Origin of the sequence: Candidatus Accumulibacter cognatus, from assembly GCF_000584975.1 — a bacterium.
In the GTDB taxonomy this organism is placed as follows: domain Bacteria; phylum Pseudomonadota; class Gammaproteobacteria; order Burkholderiales; family Rhodocyclaceae; genus Accumulibacter; species Accumulibacter cognatus.
The window spans coordinates 1-14,502 of record NZ_JDST02000104.1 but is presented as its reverse complement, the minus strand read 5'-3'; the positions used below and the strand labels follow the sequence as shown (position 1 = coordinate 14,502).

At 61.9% G+C, this 14,502-nt stretch carries 13 protein-coding genes and 1 pseudogene; 5 read left to right on the top strand and 9 right to left on the bottom strand.

What is annotated here, in order from left to right:
- The 4 genes from AW06_RS17320 to AW06_RS17305 form a co-directional block, all read left to right on the top strand.
- Positions 1 to 1,101: methyl-accepting chemotaxis protein (locus AW06_RS17320; RefSeq protein ID WP_273704841.1), on the top strand; the 1,101-nt coding region annotated here is incomplete at its 5' end.
- A gap of 262 nt (positions 1,102 to 1,363) precedes the next feature.
- Positions 1,364 to 2,725: an erythromycin esterase family protein gene (locus tag AW06_RS17315; RefSeq protein ID WP_273704840.1), complete on the top strand. Its 1,362-nt coding sequence runs from the start codon at positions 1,364 to 1,366 to the stop codon at positions 2,723 to 2,725.
- Between the two features lie 73 nt (positions 2,726 to 2,798).
- Entirely contained in the window at positions 2,799 to 3,260 is a 462-nt protein-coding gene (locus tag AW06_RS17310; protein WP_034952694.1) for an OsmC family protein, read from the top strand.
- Positions 3,261 to 3,407: 147 nt separating this feature from the next.
- Entirely contained in the window at positions 3,408 to 6,098 is a 2,691-nt protein-coding gene (locus AW06_RS17305; protein WP_034952705.1) for a bifunctional acetate--CoA ligase family protein/GNAT family N-acetyltransferase, read from the top strand.
- A 131-nt stretch (positions 6,099 to 6,229) separates the two neighbouring features.
- Here AW06_RS17305 and AW06_RS17300 read toward each other — a convergent pair whose 3' ends face one another.
- The 6 genes from AW06_RS17300 to AW06_RS17275 form a co-directional block, all read right to left on the bottom strand.
- On the bottom strand, positions 6,230 to 6,427 hold the full coding sequence (locus tag AW06_RS17300) for a DUF3460 family protein (protein ID WP_034921762.1): 198 nt from the start codon (positions 6,425 to 6,427) through the stop codon (positions 6,230 to 6,232).
- A gap of 174 nt (positions 6,428 to 6,601) precedes the next feature.
- Entirely contained in the window at positions 6,602 to 7,162 is a 561-nt protein-coding gene (locus tag AW06_RS21065) for a type II secretion system protein (RefSeq protein ID WP_212761119.1), read from the bottom strand.
- A 68-nt stretch (positions 7,163 to 7,230) separates the two neighbouring features.
- Entirely contained in the window at positions 7,231 to 7,680 is a 450-nt protein-coding gene (locus AW06_RS17290; protein ID WP_273704839.1) for a prepilin-type N-terminal cleavage/methylation domain-containing protein, read from the bottom strand.
- Positions 7,674 to 8,210: a type II secretion system protein gene (locus AW06_RS17285; protein ID WP_273704838.1), complete on the bottom strand. Its 537-nt coding sequence runs from the start codon at positions 8,208 to 8,210 to the stop codon at positions 7,674 to 7,676. The genes AW06_RS17290 and AW06_RS17285 overlap by 7 nt, the downstream gene beginning before the upstream one ends.
- Before the next feature lie 3 nt (positions 8,211 to 8,213).
- Positions 8,214 to 10,691: a secretin N-terminal domain-containing protein gene (locus AW06_RS17280; protein WP_273704837.1), complete on the bottom strand. Its 2,478-nt coding sequence runs from the start codon at positions 10,689 to 10,691 to the stop codon at positions 8,214 to 8,216.
- Positions 10,688 to 10,873: a hypothetical protein gene (locus AW06_RS17275; protein ID WP_273704836.1), complete on the bottom strand. Its 186-nt coding sequence runs from the start codon at positions 10,871 to 10,873 to the stop codon at positions 10,688 to 10,690. Before AW06_RS17275 ends, AW06_RS17280 begins: the two co-directional genes overlap by 4 nt.
- A gap of 243 nt (positions 10,874 to 11,116) precedes the next feature.
- On the opposite strand from AW06_RS17275, the gene AW06_RS17270 reads away from it, so the two are divergent.
- A complete protein-coding gene (locus AW06_RS17270) occupies positions 11,117 to 11,467 on the top strand; it encodes a hypothetical protein (RefSeq protein WP_273704835.1) in 351 nt (116 codons plus the stop codon).
- Here the strand turns inward: AW06_RS17270 and AW06_RS17265 are convergent.
- The 3 genes and pseudogenes from AW06_RS17265 to AW06_RS17255 form a co-directional block, all read right to left on the bottom strand.
- Positions 11,446 to 13,119, bottom strand: a complete 1,674-nt coding sequence (locus AW06_RS17265) for a diguanylate cyclase (RefSeq protein WP_034952690.1) — start codon at positions 13,117 to 13,119, stop codon at positions 11,446 to 11,448. The two genes, AW06_RS17270 and AW06_RS17265, sit on opposite strands and share 22 nt — an antisense overlap.
- Positions 13,089 to 13,618 (bottom strand): annotated as a pseudogene (locus AW06_RS17260) (phosphoribosylglycinamide synthetase C domain-containing protein); the annotation flags it as partial. The gene AW06_RS17265 and the pseudogene AW06_RS17260, both read right to left, overlap by 31 nt.
- A gap of 394 nt (positions 13,619 to 14,012) precedes the next feature.
- A complete protein-coding gene (locus tag AW06_RS17255) occupies positions 14,013 to 14,441 on the bottom strand; it encodes a transposase (RefSeq protein ID WP_273704834.1) in 429 nt (142 codons plus the stop codon).
- Between the last annotated feature and the right edge of the window lie 61 nt (positions 14,442 to 14,502).

Sequence of the window (14,502 nt, the reverse complement as noted above, 5' to 3'; positions counted from 1 at the left end):
TTTGCGGAGATCACCTTAGTTGGCGAGCAATTGGTCCAGACCGAAGCGGCGCGAGGACGCTTATCGAGAATTGCGCACTGGCTTCAGGTCGCGACTCTGCTCGCCGTTGTCGCCACGGCAGCGCTGGCCGGTGGCTTTGTGTTACGCAAAGTCGTCAAGCCGATTCGCCATGTCGTTACGGTCGCAGAAGGGATCGCCGCAGGCAATCTGTCGGCGACCATTGATGCGGTGGGTAGCGACGAAACGGCGCAGTTGCTCAGCGCGTTTCGTCACATGCAGGATAAACTGAACACGGTCTTGCAGGAGATAGAAGCGTGCGGCTTGAACATGGGCCAATCGGCATACCATGTTGCCGCGATCTCGAACGAAATCTCCCAGGTCAGCCGCAAGCAGGAAAGCCGATCGGAAGAAGTTTCCAGCGCCATGCAGCAACTGCACCAAATCTCCTCCAGTGTTCAGCAGCAGGCCACGGAAGCGGTCGGCCGCACGCGTGAAGTGGAGGCATTCGCGCGTGCCGGGATCGACAACGTGAAGCGCAGCATTGCTTCGATGGAAGCGGCGACGCAAGAGGTGGGACGCGCTGCGCTCGAGATTCAGGATCTGGAGCGATCCGCCCAGCAGATTCACACCATCGCCAACGCGATCAAGGATATCGCCGGACAAACCAACCTCTTGGCCCTGAACGCCGCCATCGAAGCAGCGCGCGCTGGTGAGCAAGGACGCGGTTTCGCGGTGGTGGCTGATGAGGTGAGGAAACTCGCCGAGCGCACGACAGGTTCAGCGATGGAGGTGGGACAGATCACCGGCGAACTTTCCGGCAAGGTTCAGCAGGTGGTATCGACCATGTCTGTCGTGGTGCAGAAATTCGATGTCACCCAGGAACAAGCCAAACAAAGTGTTCGCACGATCGACGAAATGGCCAGCAATTCCCTAGAAACCGCGCAAGTCAATCAAAGAATCGTTGACGCCAGTTGCCAGCAACTGGCGCAGTTGGAATATGAACAGCAGGACCCCTTACGGGTCATGGGGCGGGTTACCTGGCAATGCCAGGAGGAGAATGACCTTCTGTGCGGGGTCGAATTCCTGAACATGAACGAATAGAACCGTCATGGGCTCAGGGAATGCTTTGACTATTTTGGCAAGAATCCAGAGTTCCAGGGCCATTCCGCGTTGTCTTGAGGTGATTGCCACGAATAGACATACTGTGCAGGCCGGGCCGATCAAGATGTCCTGCTTGGGTAGAATTGACCGCGGTTGATGGGAAAAAATATACTTTCGCCGGTAGCGTTCGATTTCTTTCAGGTCCTGGCCGGGTTCTCCCACTCCATACTTCGCACAATCCATGAGATCAGTTGGTTCGGGGATGTATGTCCGCCCGACGCGGATGACCCGCTTGCGGTGGCTGGCCATCCGGGTTCTGTTGCTGCTCGCTTGCCAGGGACTCCTGGCGGGCGAGAGTGTGCAGCCACCCGCATCGACAGTGGTTGCCAGGATTCGCGACCACGCTCGGGCCATCACCCACAGTGTCGGCGACTACGATGGACTGCTCGCTTCGATCGGCAATGCGAACATCGTCCTGTTGGGCGAATCGACACATGGCAGCGCCGAGTTCTACGACGAACGTGCCCGCATCACGCAACGACTGATCAATGAGAAAGACTTCCAGGCCTTGGTCCTTGAAGCTGGCTGGGCACCGGCGACACAGCTCGACGATTTCGTCCAGGGGAGGCTGCGCGCAGCGGATGCGGCAACCGCCTTGCGCGTGTTTCAGCACTTCCCGCGCTGGGTGTGGCGGAATGAACAGTTCGCCGTTTTTCTCGATCATCTCAAGAAATCGAACGAGCAGGCGGCGCCCGCCAGTCCGGCCATCCCGGTATACGGAATGGATCTGTATGGTGTCCCGGAAGCGATCGTCCAGGTCGTGCGCTACCTTGAGGCATATGATCCGCAGGCAGCCAGGCGAGCCAGACGCGACTACCGGTGCTTCGCCCCATACACCCGGCCGCCGCTTGATCCACACCTCTATGGCCGCGATGTGGCCAACGGAGCCATGCCTTCCTGCGAAAGACAGGTGCAATCCCGTCTCACGAAAATGCGCCAACTGGCCGGACCAGATCCGGCACCGGCCGCGTTTGCCGCGATGATGAGCGCGCGCGCGATCGCCGGAGCTGAAGCCTATTACCGAACACTGTATGCACTCGGCGCCCGCGAGTCCTGGAATCTGCGCGAGCGTTTCCTTGCCGAGTCGCTGCGGATACTTCTCGAACGTCACGGCAAGATCGTCGTTTGGGCGCACAATACCCATCAGGGGGATGCCCGTGCGACCGATCAGGTGCTGGCGGGTGAACTGTCGATCGGCCAACTGATGCGGGAACAGATGGGCGATGAGGCGGTTTTCCTGGTAGGCATCACCACTTCCGGCGGCAATGTTCGTGCAGCGACCGGCTGGGGAACACCAGATCGGGTCAAGCATCTGAAACCACTGATCGAAGGAAGTTGGAGTGACCTGCTGCACGACGTCGGCTTACCAGCATTCGTGCTCGTTTTTCGCGACAATCCAGATCTGATCGACTCGCTCGACCGCCAGCGGCTCGACCGGGACATCGGCGTCACCTACCTGCCCGATGCGGAACTCGAGAAGCACTACTGGCACTCGTCGCCAGCAAAGCGCTTCGACGCCTTGATCCATATCGACACGACCCGCGCCGTAGTGCCTCTGCGGTAGGCCTGGTCAAAAGAAATTGTCATGGCCAAGCTTCCTTCCCTTATCATGTTCCATGTGATCCGGAGGTAAGCAAATGGCCAAAGATAAAGACAGTCACCCCCACCATCACCCGGTCGTCGTCAGTGAGAGCTGTCTGGGGCCCTACCAGCAGACGGTGCGTGCCGGCCGGCATACCTTGCTTGCCGATGAGCCGGTGACCATGGGCGGCGGCGACACTGGCCCATCGCCCTTTGATTTGCTGCTCGCCAGTCTTGGCGCCTGCACCTCGATCACCCTGCGCATGTACGCCGAACACAAGCACCTGCCACTCACCAGCGTCAGCGTCGAACTGATGCACGACCGGATCGAGGCCGAAGGACATGGCAAGATCGATCGAATTTCGCGCATCATCACGCTGACAGGTGATCTGACACGCGATCAGCGCGGCAAACTGCTGGCGATTGCCAACAAATGCCCCATGTACCGTGTCCTGCATTCAGATCTTCGCATCGATAGCGTACTCGCCGACCGCGAGTCGGCAGCACCTGCCGCCTGACGGTCATCTCTATTCCAGGTGATCATGAAGGCAGAATGAGGTGATTATGGTCTTGTCACTAGAGACTTGCCAGACCATGTATGGTAAAATTGTTGCGCCGCAACATCAACCTGTATGGCGTCTCTCGAACAAGAGACGAAAATCCTCATGCTAGAACATCACTACCTCACTACCCTCTTTGAACCCAAATCCGTTGCCGTCATCGGTGCTTCCGACCGGGAGAATTCTGTTGGCAATGTCCTGTTCAAGAATATTCTCGATTCGGGTTACAAGGGACGACTATACCCGATCAACACCGCCCACGAAACGATACAGGGCGTCCCGGCCTACAAATCGATCGAAGAGATCAGCGCCCGCGTCGAACTGGCGGTGGTCGTGACCAGACCGCAAACGGTCCCGAAAATCATCGAACAATGTGGGCACAGTGGCGTCAAGAACGCCATCGTGATCACCTCTGGCTTTGCCGAGGCGGGACATTCGGGCGCGGCGCTCGAACGAAAAATGATGGAGATTGCCCGCAGTTACGGCGTCCGCCTGCTGGGTCCGAATTGCTTGGGGATCATCCGCCCGAATCTTGGACTCAACGCCACTTTCGCGCGTATCTATGCCAACGTCGGCAATCTCGCGTTGGTCTCGCAATCAGGTGCGATCTGCTCGGCGGTTCTCGACTGGGCGACCAGCAACCGCGTCGGTTTTTCCAGTGTCATTTCACTGGGCGGCACCGCCGATGTCGATTTCGGCGAAATCCTCGATTACCTGATCTACGACAACCTCACCCATTACATCCTGCTCTACGTCGAAGGCATTCGTGATGCGCGCCGCTTCATGAGTGCGCTGCGTTCGGCGGCACGCATCAAGCCGATCGTGCTGCTCAAGGCTGGGCGCCACGCCGGCGGTCTGGCGGCGGTCGAAACGCACTCGGGCATGCCCGGCGGCTCCGACATCGTTTTCGAGGCGGCCGTGCGCCGCGCCGGTGTCGTGCGGGTCAAGAACATCGGCCAGTTGTTCTATGCAGCCAAGGCGCTGGCTTCGAAATTCCGCCCGCAAGGCAAGCGCCTGGCGATCATCACCAACGGCGGCGGACCGGGGGCTATGGCCGCAGACCGTGCCGGCGATCTCGAGATTCCGCTGGCCGAGTTGTCTGTCAGCACCATCCAGACACTCAATTCAAAGATGCCGCCGACCTGGTCGCAACGCAACCCCATCGACATCGAAGGGGATGCCACACCGAGGCGTTATCACGATGCCATTCTGGCCATCGCCGAGGATGACAACGTCGATGGTGTGCTGGTGATGCTCTCGCCGCAGGCCATGACACAGCCGATGGAGGTTGCCAAGGCGGTGATCGAAGTCGACCTGCTGACCGCCAAACCGATCCTCACCTGCTGGATGGGCGAGGAGCAGGTGTATCAGGCACGCACCATGCTGGAGGACGCCGGCATCCCCTCGTTCCGGATGCCGGAAACCGCAATTGAACTGTACTACCACATCTCGACCTATTACTGGAACCAGAAGCTTCTGCTGCAGACCCCCGCCCCCTTGTCGAAGCATTCGCGGCCGGAAACCGAAGGGGCCAAGATGTTAGTCGAGGCGGTATTGCAGGAACGACGCAAGGTATTGTCGGAGATGGAGTCGAAAGCCATCCTGCGCGCTTTCCGCATCCCGGTCGCACAGACCATGGTCGCGCATACGGCAACCGAAGCACTGCTGCTGGCTGAACAGATCGGTTTTCCGATCGCCATGAAGATCGATTCGCCGGATATCCTCCACAAGAGCGAAGTGGGTGGTGTGCGGCTCAACATCACCAATGCACCGGCGGCGCGCAACGCCTATCACGACATCCTCGAGACGGTCAAGAAGCGGCATCCGACGATGCGCGTCAATGGCGTTTCGATCGAACCGTATCTGGCGCGACCGCACGGCCGCGAACTGATGATCGGGGTCTCGCGCGATCCGATCTTTGGTCCGATCATCACTTTCGGCGCTGGCGGTACCGAAGTCGAAGTCTTCAGCGACCGGGCGGTTGCCCTGCCGCCGCTCAACCGCTTTCTGGCGCGGGACCTGATCGCCTCGACGCGCGCTTCCAAACTGCTCGGCACATTCCGCAACATGCCGCCGGTCAACCTCGAAGCCCTTGAAGACGTGCTGCTGCATGTTTCACAGATGATCTGCGAACTCCCCTGGCTCCAGGAACTCGATCTCAACCCGCTGATCGTCGATGAGAATGGCGGGATCGCTGCCGACGCGCGCATCGTCATCGATTATGCGGCGCCTTCGGGCGACCGTTATGCGCACATGGCCATTCACCCCTACCCGGCGCATCTGATCCAGGACTGGGAACTTCCGGATGGCCGGACGGTGACAATTCGACCGATCCGCCCGGAAGACGCCGAACGCGAGCAGCAGTTCGTCATCGGCCTGTCCGATGAAAGCAAGTACTACCGTTTCATGGATACCATCCGGGAACTGACGCAGACCATGCTGGTACGCTTCACCCAGATCGACTATGATCGGGAAATGGCGCTGGTGGCGACCCTCCCCGACGCAGATGGCAAGGAAGTACAGATCGGTGTCGCCCGCTATGTCACCAACCCGGATGGCGAATCAGTGGAGTTTGCGCTGGCCGTCGCCGATGACTGGCAGAAACACGGCGTTGGCCGCAAGTTGATGAGCGCGCTGATCGACTGTGCACGAGTCAAAGGCTACCGCACCATCGTCGGCGACGTGCTGTCGATGAACACCAAGATGTTCAACCTGATGACCAGGCTCGGCTTCACGATCCACCCGCACCCCGACGACCCGGCCGTCAAACGCGTCATCAAACCTTTGAACAGCTAGGAAAGTTTCAGGGGCCAGGGACAAGGCAACGCATCCAACTCGGCGAAGCCAAAGCCTTCGGCCCCGCCAACAATCAGAAGCGGCCAGACGACGGGCATCTGGCCGCTTCTTCGCGTGGTGATGTCTGCCAGCTACTGCAGGTCGAAATTCACGTCGTAAGGATAGGATCGATGCGGTTCATTGGCCTCCCGACGTGACTTCTGCTCATTCAGGTCAACCTTCCTGTCCCACCAGATCGCCCGGCCGCGGCGCTGATCCTCGGCCCATTCGGGATGCTGGGCCATCATTTCGCGCATGAACTTGGTGTGATCGGATTCGTACAAAGCCATCTGGCCTCCTCCCAAAGGATAAAATCGCTCTCGCTGGCAAGCAGCCTTGACCGAGGATTATACGCTCGCGGATAAGCACTTGTGAGTGCGACCAGTTCCATTGTCGCGAAATTGCAGCGTACGCAGTGCTTTCCACGGATCCGGTATCCGGTCGGTGCAGGGCATCCGCCAGAATCATCGGGACGCTCCTGGCTGAGTTGGAATGGGCGCCGGATTCGGCGAGGGAAACGGGCCGGAGAGCTGTGGGGGAAGAAATGGATTCGCTGTCGGCAAGGGGGCGTTTGTCCCCTGACCCGGCCCGATCCTGACCCCTGTCGCGATGGGCATCACAACGAACAGCCATTGTGAATAGCGCGATTTCTCTTCGAAAGCCTGATTCGCGGTTTCGAACCCGGCGATCTTGATCGGGCGGGCGTCGGAGAGACTGTGGATTCCCATGATCCCGCCACCCGGCGCCGGCACCAGACCCCAGTCGTTCTTGCCGGTGATCGGGTCGGGATAAAGCTGTCGCAGGTGTCGGCGAACGCCGGGATAACGCGGATCCTTGAGCAGGTCGGCGAGCGATCCGGGGTAGCGGCGATCGCCGGTGGGGCTGCTGTTGAGGTAGCTGCTGATCGCCCGGCGATAGGTGTCGCCGACCTCGAGCAGGCGCTGCTCGGCTTCTCGCCGCTGGACGAGACTCCCCAGGGTCAGCGTCGCACTCGTCGCCAGCGCCAGGATAGCGACCAGGATCATCAACCCCAGGTAAGTGAAGCCGGTCTGCGGGCGGCATGCGGAAAAAAGGCAGTGAGCGGACGGCATCGCTAGAGATCGGCGAAAGGCTTGCCGTCGAGGGTGCTGCCGGGCGCGCCGCTCTTGAGGTCGTAGACCTTGCCCTTGGCGTGGGGCGAATCGTTGGTCTGGGTGGGCGCAATGATCGTCCAGGTTTGGGTACTCGCGGTGATCGGGTCGTAAGGCAGAGAGCGCAGGTATTTTTCGCTGACCAGCTCCTCGAGGCTCTCGGGATAACGCCCCTTGTCGCCGTAGAATTTGTCTATCGTCTCGCGGACGAGATGCAGATTCTCGCTGAGCACCGCTTCCTTGGCGACGTCGACACTGTGGATGTACTTCGGTACGGCCAGGGTGAGCAGCAGCGCGATGATCGACAGCACGACGAGCAGTTCGATCAGCGTGAAGCCCTGCCGGTGCCGGCCGACGCAGGACACGCCCGCCAAACGGCTGCGCTGCCTGAGCCGATTCTTGCGCCCTACCATTTGCGGTAGGGAATGCCGTTGAGGCCGATGCCGCTCGATTTCGAATAGACGTCGTACACGTCCTCGCCTTCCTTCGGGTCATCAGGCTCGCTGGCGTAGGCGCGTTTGGCCCAGGTCTCGGCCGCCGGCAGCGTGGTGTCCAGATGCAGCGGATCGCGCGGAATCCGTCGCAGGAAGTAGATCTTGCGATGCCTGGGGTCACGCAGATCCTCTTCGCCATCGACGAGAATCTGCAGGTTTTTCGGATAGCCGGTGTCGTTGAGCGATTTCCGGATGCGCCCCTCGTCGCTGGCTTTCTTGTAGAGGTCGATGCCTGCGCGCAGCTCGCGCAGCGCCAGCCGGAGGTCCTGCTCGCGGCTGCGTTGCAACGAGGTCTGCGCTACCGGGACGACGATCGTGGCGAGGACGGCGACCAGCGCGAGGGTGATCAACAGTTCGATCAGCGAAAAGCCGTGTGCTCGATGCGCTCTTTCCCTTTCTGGATCTCGGGAGGGCCGGAAGTGCAATGGCAAGGCGCGTGCGTGCGGCATCGTTCAGGGCGTGATCGTCACGGCGTGCGCTCCGGGCAGAGTGGGATTGATCGTCGATCCCCCCGATGCCACCGGCGCGATGGTGATCAATTCGACGCGCGCGGCACCCGCCGCCAGCGCCCGGAAGTTAATGGTGGCAAGGGTGTCCGGAGCCGTGGCGCCGCCATCACCGGATCGCGTCGCGGTCATCAAAACCTGTCCGCCAGGGTCAATGCGATAGGTGAAGCTGGTCTGCGCGCCACCCTGCTTGAGAAAACCACCCTCGCTGACATTGGCGACCTGCAGCAGGCGTGGGTCGAAACCGATCGCCAGAGGCACACTGACCACCGGTCGATCGGTCTGCATCACCAGTTGCAGCGCGAAAGAGTCGCCGACCCGGATTTGTGTCGGCCCCTGCCAGAGCAGCAGTGCCGATCCGGCCGCCTGCAAGGCCGGCTGGACAGCGGACGGAGACAGCGATTCCGGAGGCAGCGCGCTGCCCTCCACCGCCGACGCAAAAGGATTGACCGGCGGTGATGCCGAGCTGGTCGGCGCGGTCGCTGCCTGCGCGTTGAGCCCGGACCCGGACTGCGCCTGCGGTGCGAACGGATTGACCTGCCCGCCGGCTGTTGCCGATCCGCCAGGCTTGGCCGTCCCGGCCGCAGGCGGCGCGGAGACGGCCAGCGAGGGCGCCAGGGCGCCGAACACCGGCGCAGCTCCGCCGCCATCGACCCGGCCACGGAAGCTGGTTTCGGTGCCGCCATCGAACTCGGCCAGATAGGCTTCCGGCCGATGAATGTTGCGCAGAATGCGCGGCGTGATCGAGAGCACGATCTCGGTCTTTACGCCCTCGTCGTTGTGACTGCCGAACAGCCGACCGAGAATCGGAATCTCTCCGAGAAAAGGCAGCTTGCTGGCGGTGCGCCGGTCCTCGTCGCTGATCAGACCGGCGAGCAACTGGTTCTCGCCATCCTTGAGGCGGAGCACGCTGGTCGCCGTGCGCGTGCCGATCTGGTAGGCCACGGTGCCGTTCTTGGTGGTGATCTTGTCGACGATGTTGCTGACTTCGAGCGTCACCTTCATCGCCACTTCGTTGTCGAGATAGATCGTCGGTTCGATGTCGAGTTTCAGGCCGACATCGATGTAGGTGACCGATTCGGAAGAGAAACCCACGGTCAGGGTCGAGGTGATGTTCGGGACACGCTCGCCGATCAGGATCTTGGCCTTTTCGCGGTTGCGCGCGCGAATGCGTGGATTGGCGAGCAGGTTGACATCGCTGTCGAGCCGATTGGCACGAACGGTGACCGGGCCCACCGTGACGCCAATCGTCGACGAATTCAGGTCGCGCAGATTCTGCACGGTCAGCCCGTCCACCGGCAACGGCCGCAGCGCGACTGCGTCCGGCCAGTTGACTCCCAGTGCCTGCAGGCGCGAGCGCTTGACCTCGAGAATCTCTACTTCGAGCATCACCTCGGGTTCCGGCACGTCCTGCAGCGCAACCATCTTGTCGGCCAGACGGATTGCTTCCGGACTGTCGCGGATCATTAGCAGGTTCAGCTTCTCGTCGACCACGATGTCGCGCGTCTTGAGGATCGTCTTGAGCGTGGCCGCAACCGTCTTGGCGTCCGAATTCGCCAGGTAGTAGGTCTTGACCAGCAGCGCCTGGTATTCCTTCTGCTTGGCGGGCGTATTCGGGTAGACCAGGATCGAGTTGCCATTGAGAAGCCGTTGTTCGAGCTGGTTGGTCAGCAACAGGACGTTGATCGCGGCCTCGATGGTGCTGTTGCGCAGAAAAATGGTGGTTTTCTGGTCGGCGCGAACGTCCTTGTCGAAGACGAAGTTGAGACCCGCAGTCCGCGAAATCACTTCGAAGACCGTCTTCAGCGGCGTATCCCGGAATTCGATGGTGATCGGTTTCCGGAAGGCTGCGGTCAACACCGATTCTTTGGCTACCTTGGCGGCGTTCTCTTCGATGACTTGTTGCAGGGCCAACGCGCGCGCGTGTTTCGGGTTGGCGGTCAGGATCGTTCGCAAGCGCGCGAGCGCACTTTCGCCATCCTTCTTCGTCCACGCCAGTTCGGCTTCCTGATAGAGGAGGTCATGCCGGGCGGCGCTCTCGATCAGCCGCAAACCGGCCAGCGCACGCGGATTGCCAGGCTGCAGCTGCAGCACGCGGCGGTAGGCGGCCTCGGCCTCGGCATAGCGCAGACCGGCCAGCGCACGCTCGGCCTGGTCGATGCCGGCATGGATCGCGCCTTCCTGAGCGCGGGTATAGCCGATGCGGTACTCGACAGCACCCGGGTCGAGCAGCATCGCTTCCTGGATTTTGGCCAGACCGGCCTCGACCTTCTGTTCGGCCAGCAAGGCCTGCCCTTCGCGGTAGGCATTCTGCGCTGCACATCCGGCCAGCAAGAGTGCCGCGGCCACCCCCAGACAGCGCCACCGCCATTCACTCGGTCCTGTTCCTGTCGATCCGATCTCGCCGGAATTCCGCTTGCTCACGATGACAATTCTCCGATCGGGATGGTTTGCGACTGTTGCAAGGGTAAATAGAGCAGTGTCATCGTCGGTGGCCTGATTTCCAGGATCCGGTAGAGACCGGTCAGGGTCATTCCCTCGCGAACGATGAACACTTCTTCGCCACGTCCGAGATAGGCTTCCCATTGCCCCGCTTCAAGCTTCAAGTTTCTTGCCAAGGTACACGAAGGGCAGCGGCGCCATCGGCGGCGGTTACGCCAGCTTCTCGGGGATCGGCGGCGGCAGCCAGCTCAGCGAGGGAAAGAGGTCACCAAGGTCACGACTCGTCTGCTCTTCGGCCACCACCGGAATCAACCGCGCGCGCAATCAATGCGGCGACTTCCAGGCGGGTAAGGATAGGAGATCCAACGCCACTTCCGCAAGTGTTCCAGGCTCTGACAGACGCCGAGATGCTTCGCCTGACGCGTCAGCTGGAAAGGCACAAGGCGCTCACGCCCGGGCAGGCCCAACCGCTGCGCCTGCGCGCGCATCGCCGCATGCTCGATGCCTTGCAGGGCAATCCAGCGCCCCTGATGCGCTACTGGCAGGAGATGCCGATGGCCGACCGGCTCGATCCGCAGTGCGTCCAGCGCTGCATCGAGATCGTCGAAAAAGATGCCGCCGCGGCCCCAGGCGTCGCGACGACAGGGCGTGCCGTCAACAGTCTAGAGTGCGGCGACGATGCGGACTGGCAAGTCGCGCCAGCAGGCGGCTACGGTTGTGGGGGTGGGCCAAGTGTTCATGGGCGAAAGAATTCGTAGCGTCCGCGCCCATTCTGTTTGGCGCGGTACATGGCCTGGTCGGCGTGGGCCAGCAAGGTTGCGGCGCCGGCCGCATCGTCGGGATAAATGGCGATGCCGATCGATAGGCCGAGCGAAAGCCGCAACTCGCCGACCAGGAAGTCGGGTGCGATGGTTTCTAGGCATTTCGCGGCGACAATGGCGGCATTCCTCCTGGCGTCGTCGAGGTCAGCGAGCAGCACGACGAATTCGTCGCCACCCAGCCGCGCCACCGTGTCGGCGCGGCGCAGGTTTTCGCAGAAGCGTGCCGTCAGCTGGCGTAGGACTTCATCGCCAGCCTCATGGCCATGGTGGTCGTTGACCGGCTTGAATCCGTCGAGGTCGAGAAACAGCAATGCCGCGGACTTGTCGTTGCGCTCGGCGCGCATCAGTGCCTGATGCAGGCGGTCTTCGAACAGGGCACGGTTGGGCAACCCGGTGAGTGGGTCGTGATGCGCCATGTGCGTCATGCGCGCCTCGCTTTGGCGGAGGTCGCCCAGCGCCTTTTCCAACGCGTCGCTGCGCTCCTTGAGCGAGGCCTCATTGAGGCGCAGGCGATCGACGAGTTGGTTGAAGCTGGCGATCATGGTGCCGATTTCATCGCCTCGCGTGACGGGCAGGCGCTGCAGTTCGATCTCGCCGGCGGCCATGCGCCGCATCTCGCGCGAGGCGTGATTCATCGGCCGCAATGCGAGGACGAGCACGAAGATGAACACCACCGCCAGAGCGAGCGATATTGCCAGGCCGTTGCGACGCACGATGTCGCGAATCTTCTCGACCGGCTCGAAGGCTTCCTCGCTGGGCATGCGTGCGACGACGAACCAGTCGGCGGCGGTAACGCTGACGAAGGCGACCAGCTCCTCAATGCCGAAGGCATTGACGGTGATGCCTGTTCCCCGATAGCCGGCCATGGCGAGATCGTGCATGCGGTTGGCGCCGGGTGGCGGCAGCGGCCGCAGGCGCATCTTGGGCATGGTCGCCGCAACGAAAATGTCGTCGTGCGGCGAGATCAGAAGGTAGCCGCCGGTACGGCCGATCACATTGTTCTGGATGAGGTCGAGAAAACCGGGGGTATCGAGCGCCGTCGTGCCGTAGATGACGGCGACGACGCGATGCTGCTTATCCTGGATGGGCGCCGCCATGATAATGATGCCCTTCTGGGTGAGCTGGTCGATCTCTGGCTTGCCGACGACAAAGCGGGTTTTGTCGCGTGCGTCGCGAAACCAGTCGCGTTTGGAAAAATCCAGTTCGCGACGCCCCGCCAGCGGCGGAGAGTCGGCAATGGCTCCATGTCCACTAACTGGTACGACGACCATGCCGAGCGAGAACAGTGGTACCAGTGCATGGTGCCGCGCAAGCCAGGATTCCAGTTCCCTCGGCTTCTGTAGCAGGTCGAGCGGCATATCCTTGGCCATGTCCTCAAGCAGACGCTGACGTACGCGCACCTTGCCGTCGATGTCGCCGGCGACATAAGTGGCGACGGCAAGCAAGTGAGTGCCGACGAGTTCCTGGATGCTTTCGCGCAATGTGCCGGTCAACAGCGCCAGCCGTGTGACCAGTGCGACCGCCATCAGGAAGAGCCCGATGGCGACGACGCGGAAGATCAGGCTGTTGGCGAGGGGGCGCAACTGCACAGGGTGGCAGGCGAGCGCCGTATGGCGCGATGGCCGATGTCGCGGCGGAACTGAATGCCGTCAAAGCGGATGTCGTCAGCGATTTCGTAGGCGCGCTTTTGCGCGCTCTTCACCGTGTCGCCCAGCGTGGGGACGTACAGCACACGGCCACCAGCGGTGACGACCTGACCATCCCGGAGCGCCGTGCCAGAATGGAAGACTTGCGCATCGTCCAGCGGGCGCTGTAGGCCGTGGATAACGTCACCCTTGCGCGGTGTTTCCGGGTAGTTGTGCGCGGCGAGAACGACAACGAGCGCGACGCGGCGGTCCCAGTCGGCCTCGGTCTTGTCGAGGCGGCCATCGATGAGCACATTGACGAGGTTGCTCTTCAGGCGCAGCATGATCGGCATGGTCTCGGAGCCACCGATGCGGCAGTTGAATTGAAGCATCTTGAGCGATCCGTCGGGTTTGATCATAGGCCGGCGTAGAGGAAGCCGAAGGATAGGAGATCCAACGCCACTTCCGCAAGTGTTCCAGGCCCTGACCGGCCCGGAGAGCCGTCGTGATTCGAGGAAAGCGTGCCGACGGAGCGGGAAAACCTTACCGGAATCGCAGCGCGAGGATGGCCATGGGTCGCCGAGGTGGCCGACGAGGTCGCCGTGGCGACCCATGGTGCAAGCGGTCCGTGACGAGCTCGGCTTGAGCAGCCTCGGCGGATGTCCTGATCGGGGCGGTTGGCGGTGCGCCGGGCGCCAAGGTCGGGGTCTGCGCTGCCGGCGTTTCGGCCCGAGAGCTCGCCAGCGCCGTGACCGCCGCGCGCAGCGGTGCATGGGGTGCCAGTATCCCGAAGCTGCGCTGCCGATGCCGGCGTGCTAGCGGAATCCGGGCCGCCCAGCGATCGAGCGGCGTGAGCATCAGGCGGATGCTCCCTCCAGGCCCGGCCTGACGCTCTCATAGACCCGGTGCCCGTGAGCGATTTCCCGTAGTCGTTCCAGCGCGAAGGCCGGCCGGGCGCAGTACCGCAGTAGACGCTCCAGCCCCCGGCGATCGTCTGCTTCGACGCGTACGCGGGCATCGAGCGAGAAGCCCCTGCCGTGTTCCCAGGCACCCATGGCTTGGTCTTCGCGCTCGAGCAGTTCGCGCCGGGCGAGCGCCCGCAGAAGACGGATGCGGACCTCGGTCGGGATTTCGGCCAACCCTTCGGAACCGAGGCCCTGGGCAGTGCGAGAACGCGCACCGCCCGCGCCATCGGCCTCGAAAACCCCATTAACGACGACGCCATGGAAATGCCCGTGCGGATTGAGCCGGGCGCCGAAGCGATGAAGGAAGGCGAGTGCGCCCATGCGTGAGGAGGGTCCCACCCCTTACAAGTGTAGGTTTTTATCGAGCATTGGTTCTGTGGCA

Coding starts and splice junctions, on each gene's coding strand:
- AW06_RS17315 (WP_273704840.1), top strand. CDS start 1,364: ATGTATGTCCGCCCGACGCGGATGACCCGCTTGCGGTGGCTGGCCATC.
- AW06_RS17310 (WP_034952694.1), top strand. CDS start 2,799: ATGGCCAAAGATAAAGACAGTCACCCCCACCATCACCCGGTCGTCGTC.
- AW06_RS17305 (WP_034952705.1), top strand. CDS start 3,408: ATGCTAGAACATCACTACCTCACTACCCTCTTTGAACCCAAATCCGTT.
- AW06_RS17300 (WP_034921762.1), bottom strand. CDS start 6,427: ATGGCTTTGTACGAATCCGATCACACCAAGTTCATGCGCGAAATGATG.
- AW06_RS21065 (WP_212761119.1), bottom strand. CDS start 7,162: ATGATCCTGGTCGCTATCCTGGCGCTGGCGACGAGTGCGACGCTGACC.
- AW06_RS17290 (WP_273704839.1), bottom strand. CDS start 7,680: ATGGTAGGGCGCAAGAATCGGCTCAGGCAGCGCAGCCGTTTGGCGGGC.
- AW06_RS17285 (WP_273704838.1), bottom strand. CDS start 8,210: ATGCCGCACGCACGCGCCTTGCCATTGCACTTCCGGCCCTCCCGAGAT.
- AW06_RS17270 (WP_273704835.1), top strand. CDS start 11,117: ATGCTTCGCCTGACGCGTCAGCTGGAAAGGCACAAGGCGCTCACGCCC.
- AW06_RS17255 (WP_273704834.1), bottom strand. CDS start 14,441: ATGGGCGCACTCGCCTTCCTTCATCGCTTCGGCGCCCGGCTCAATCCG.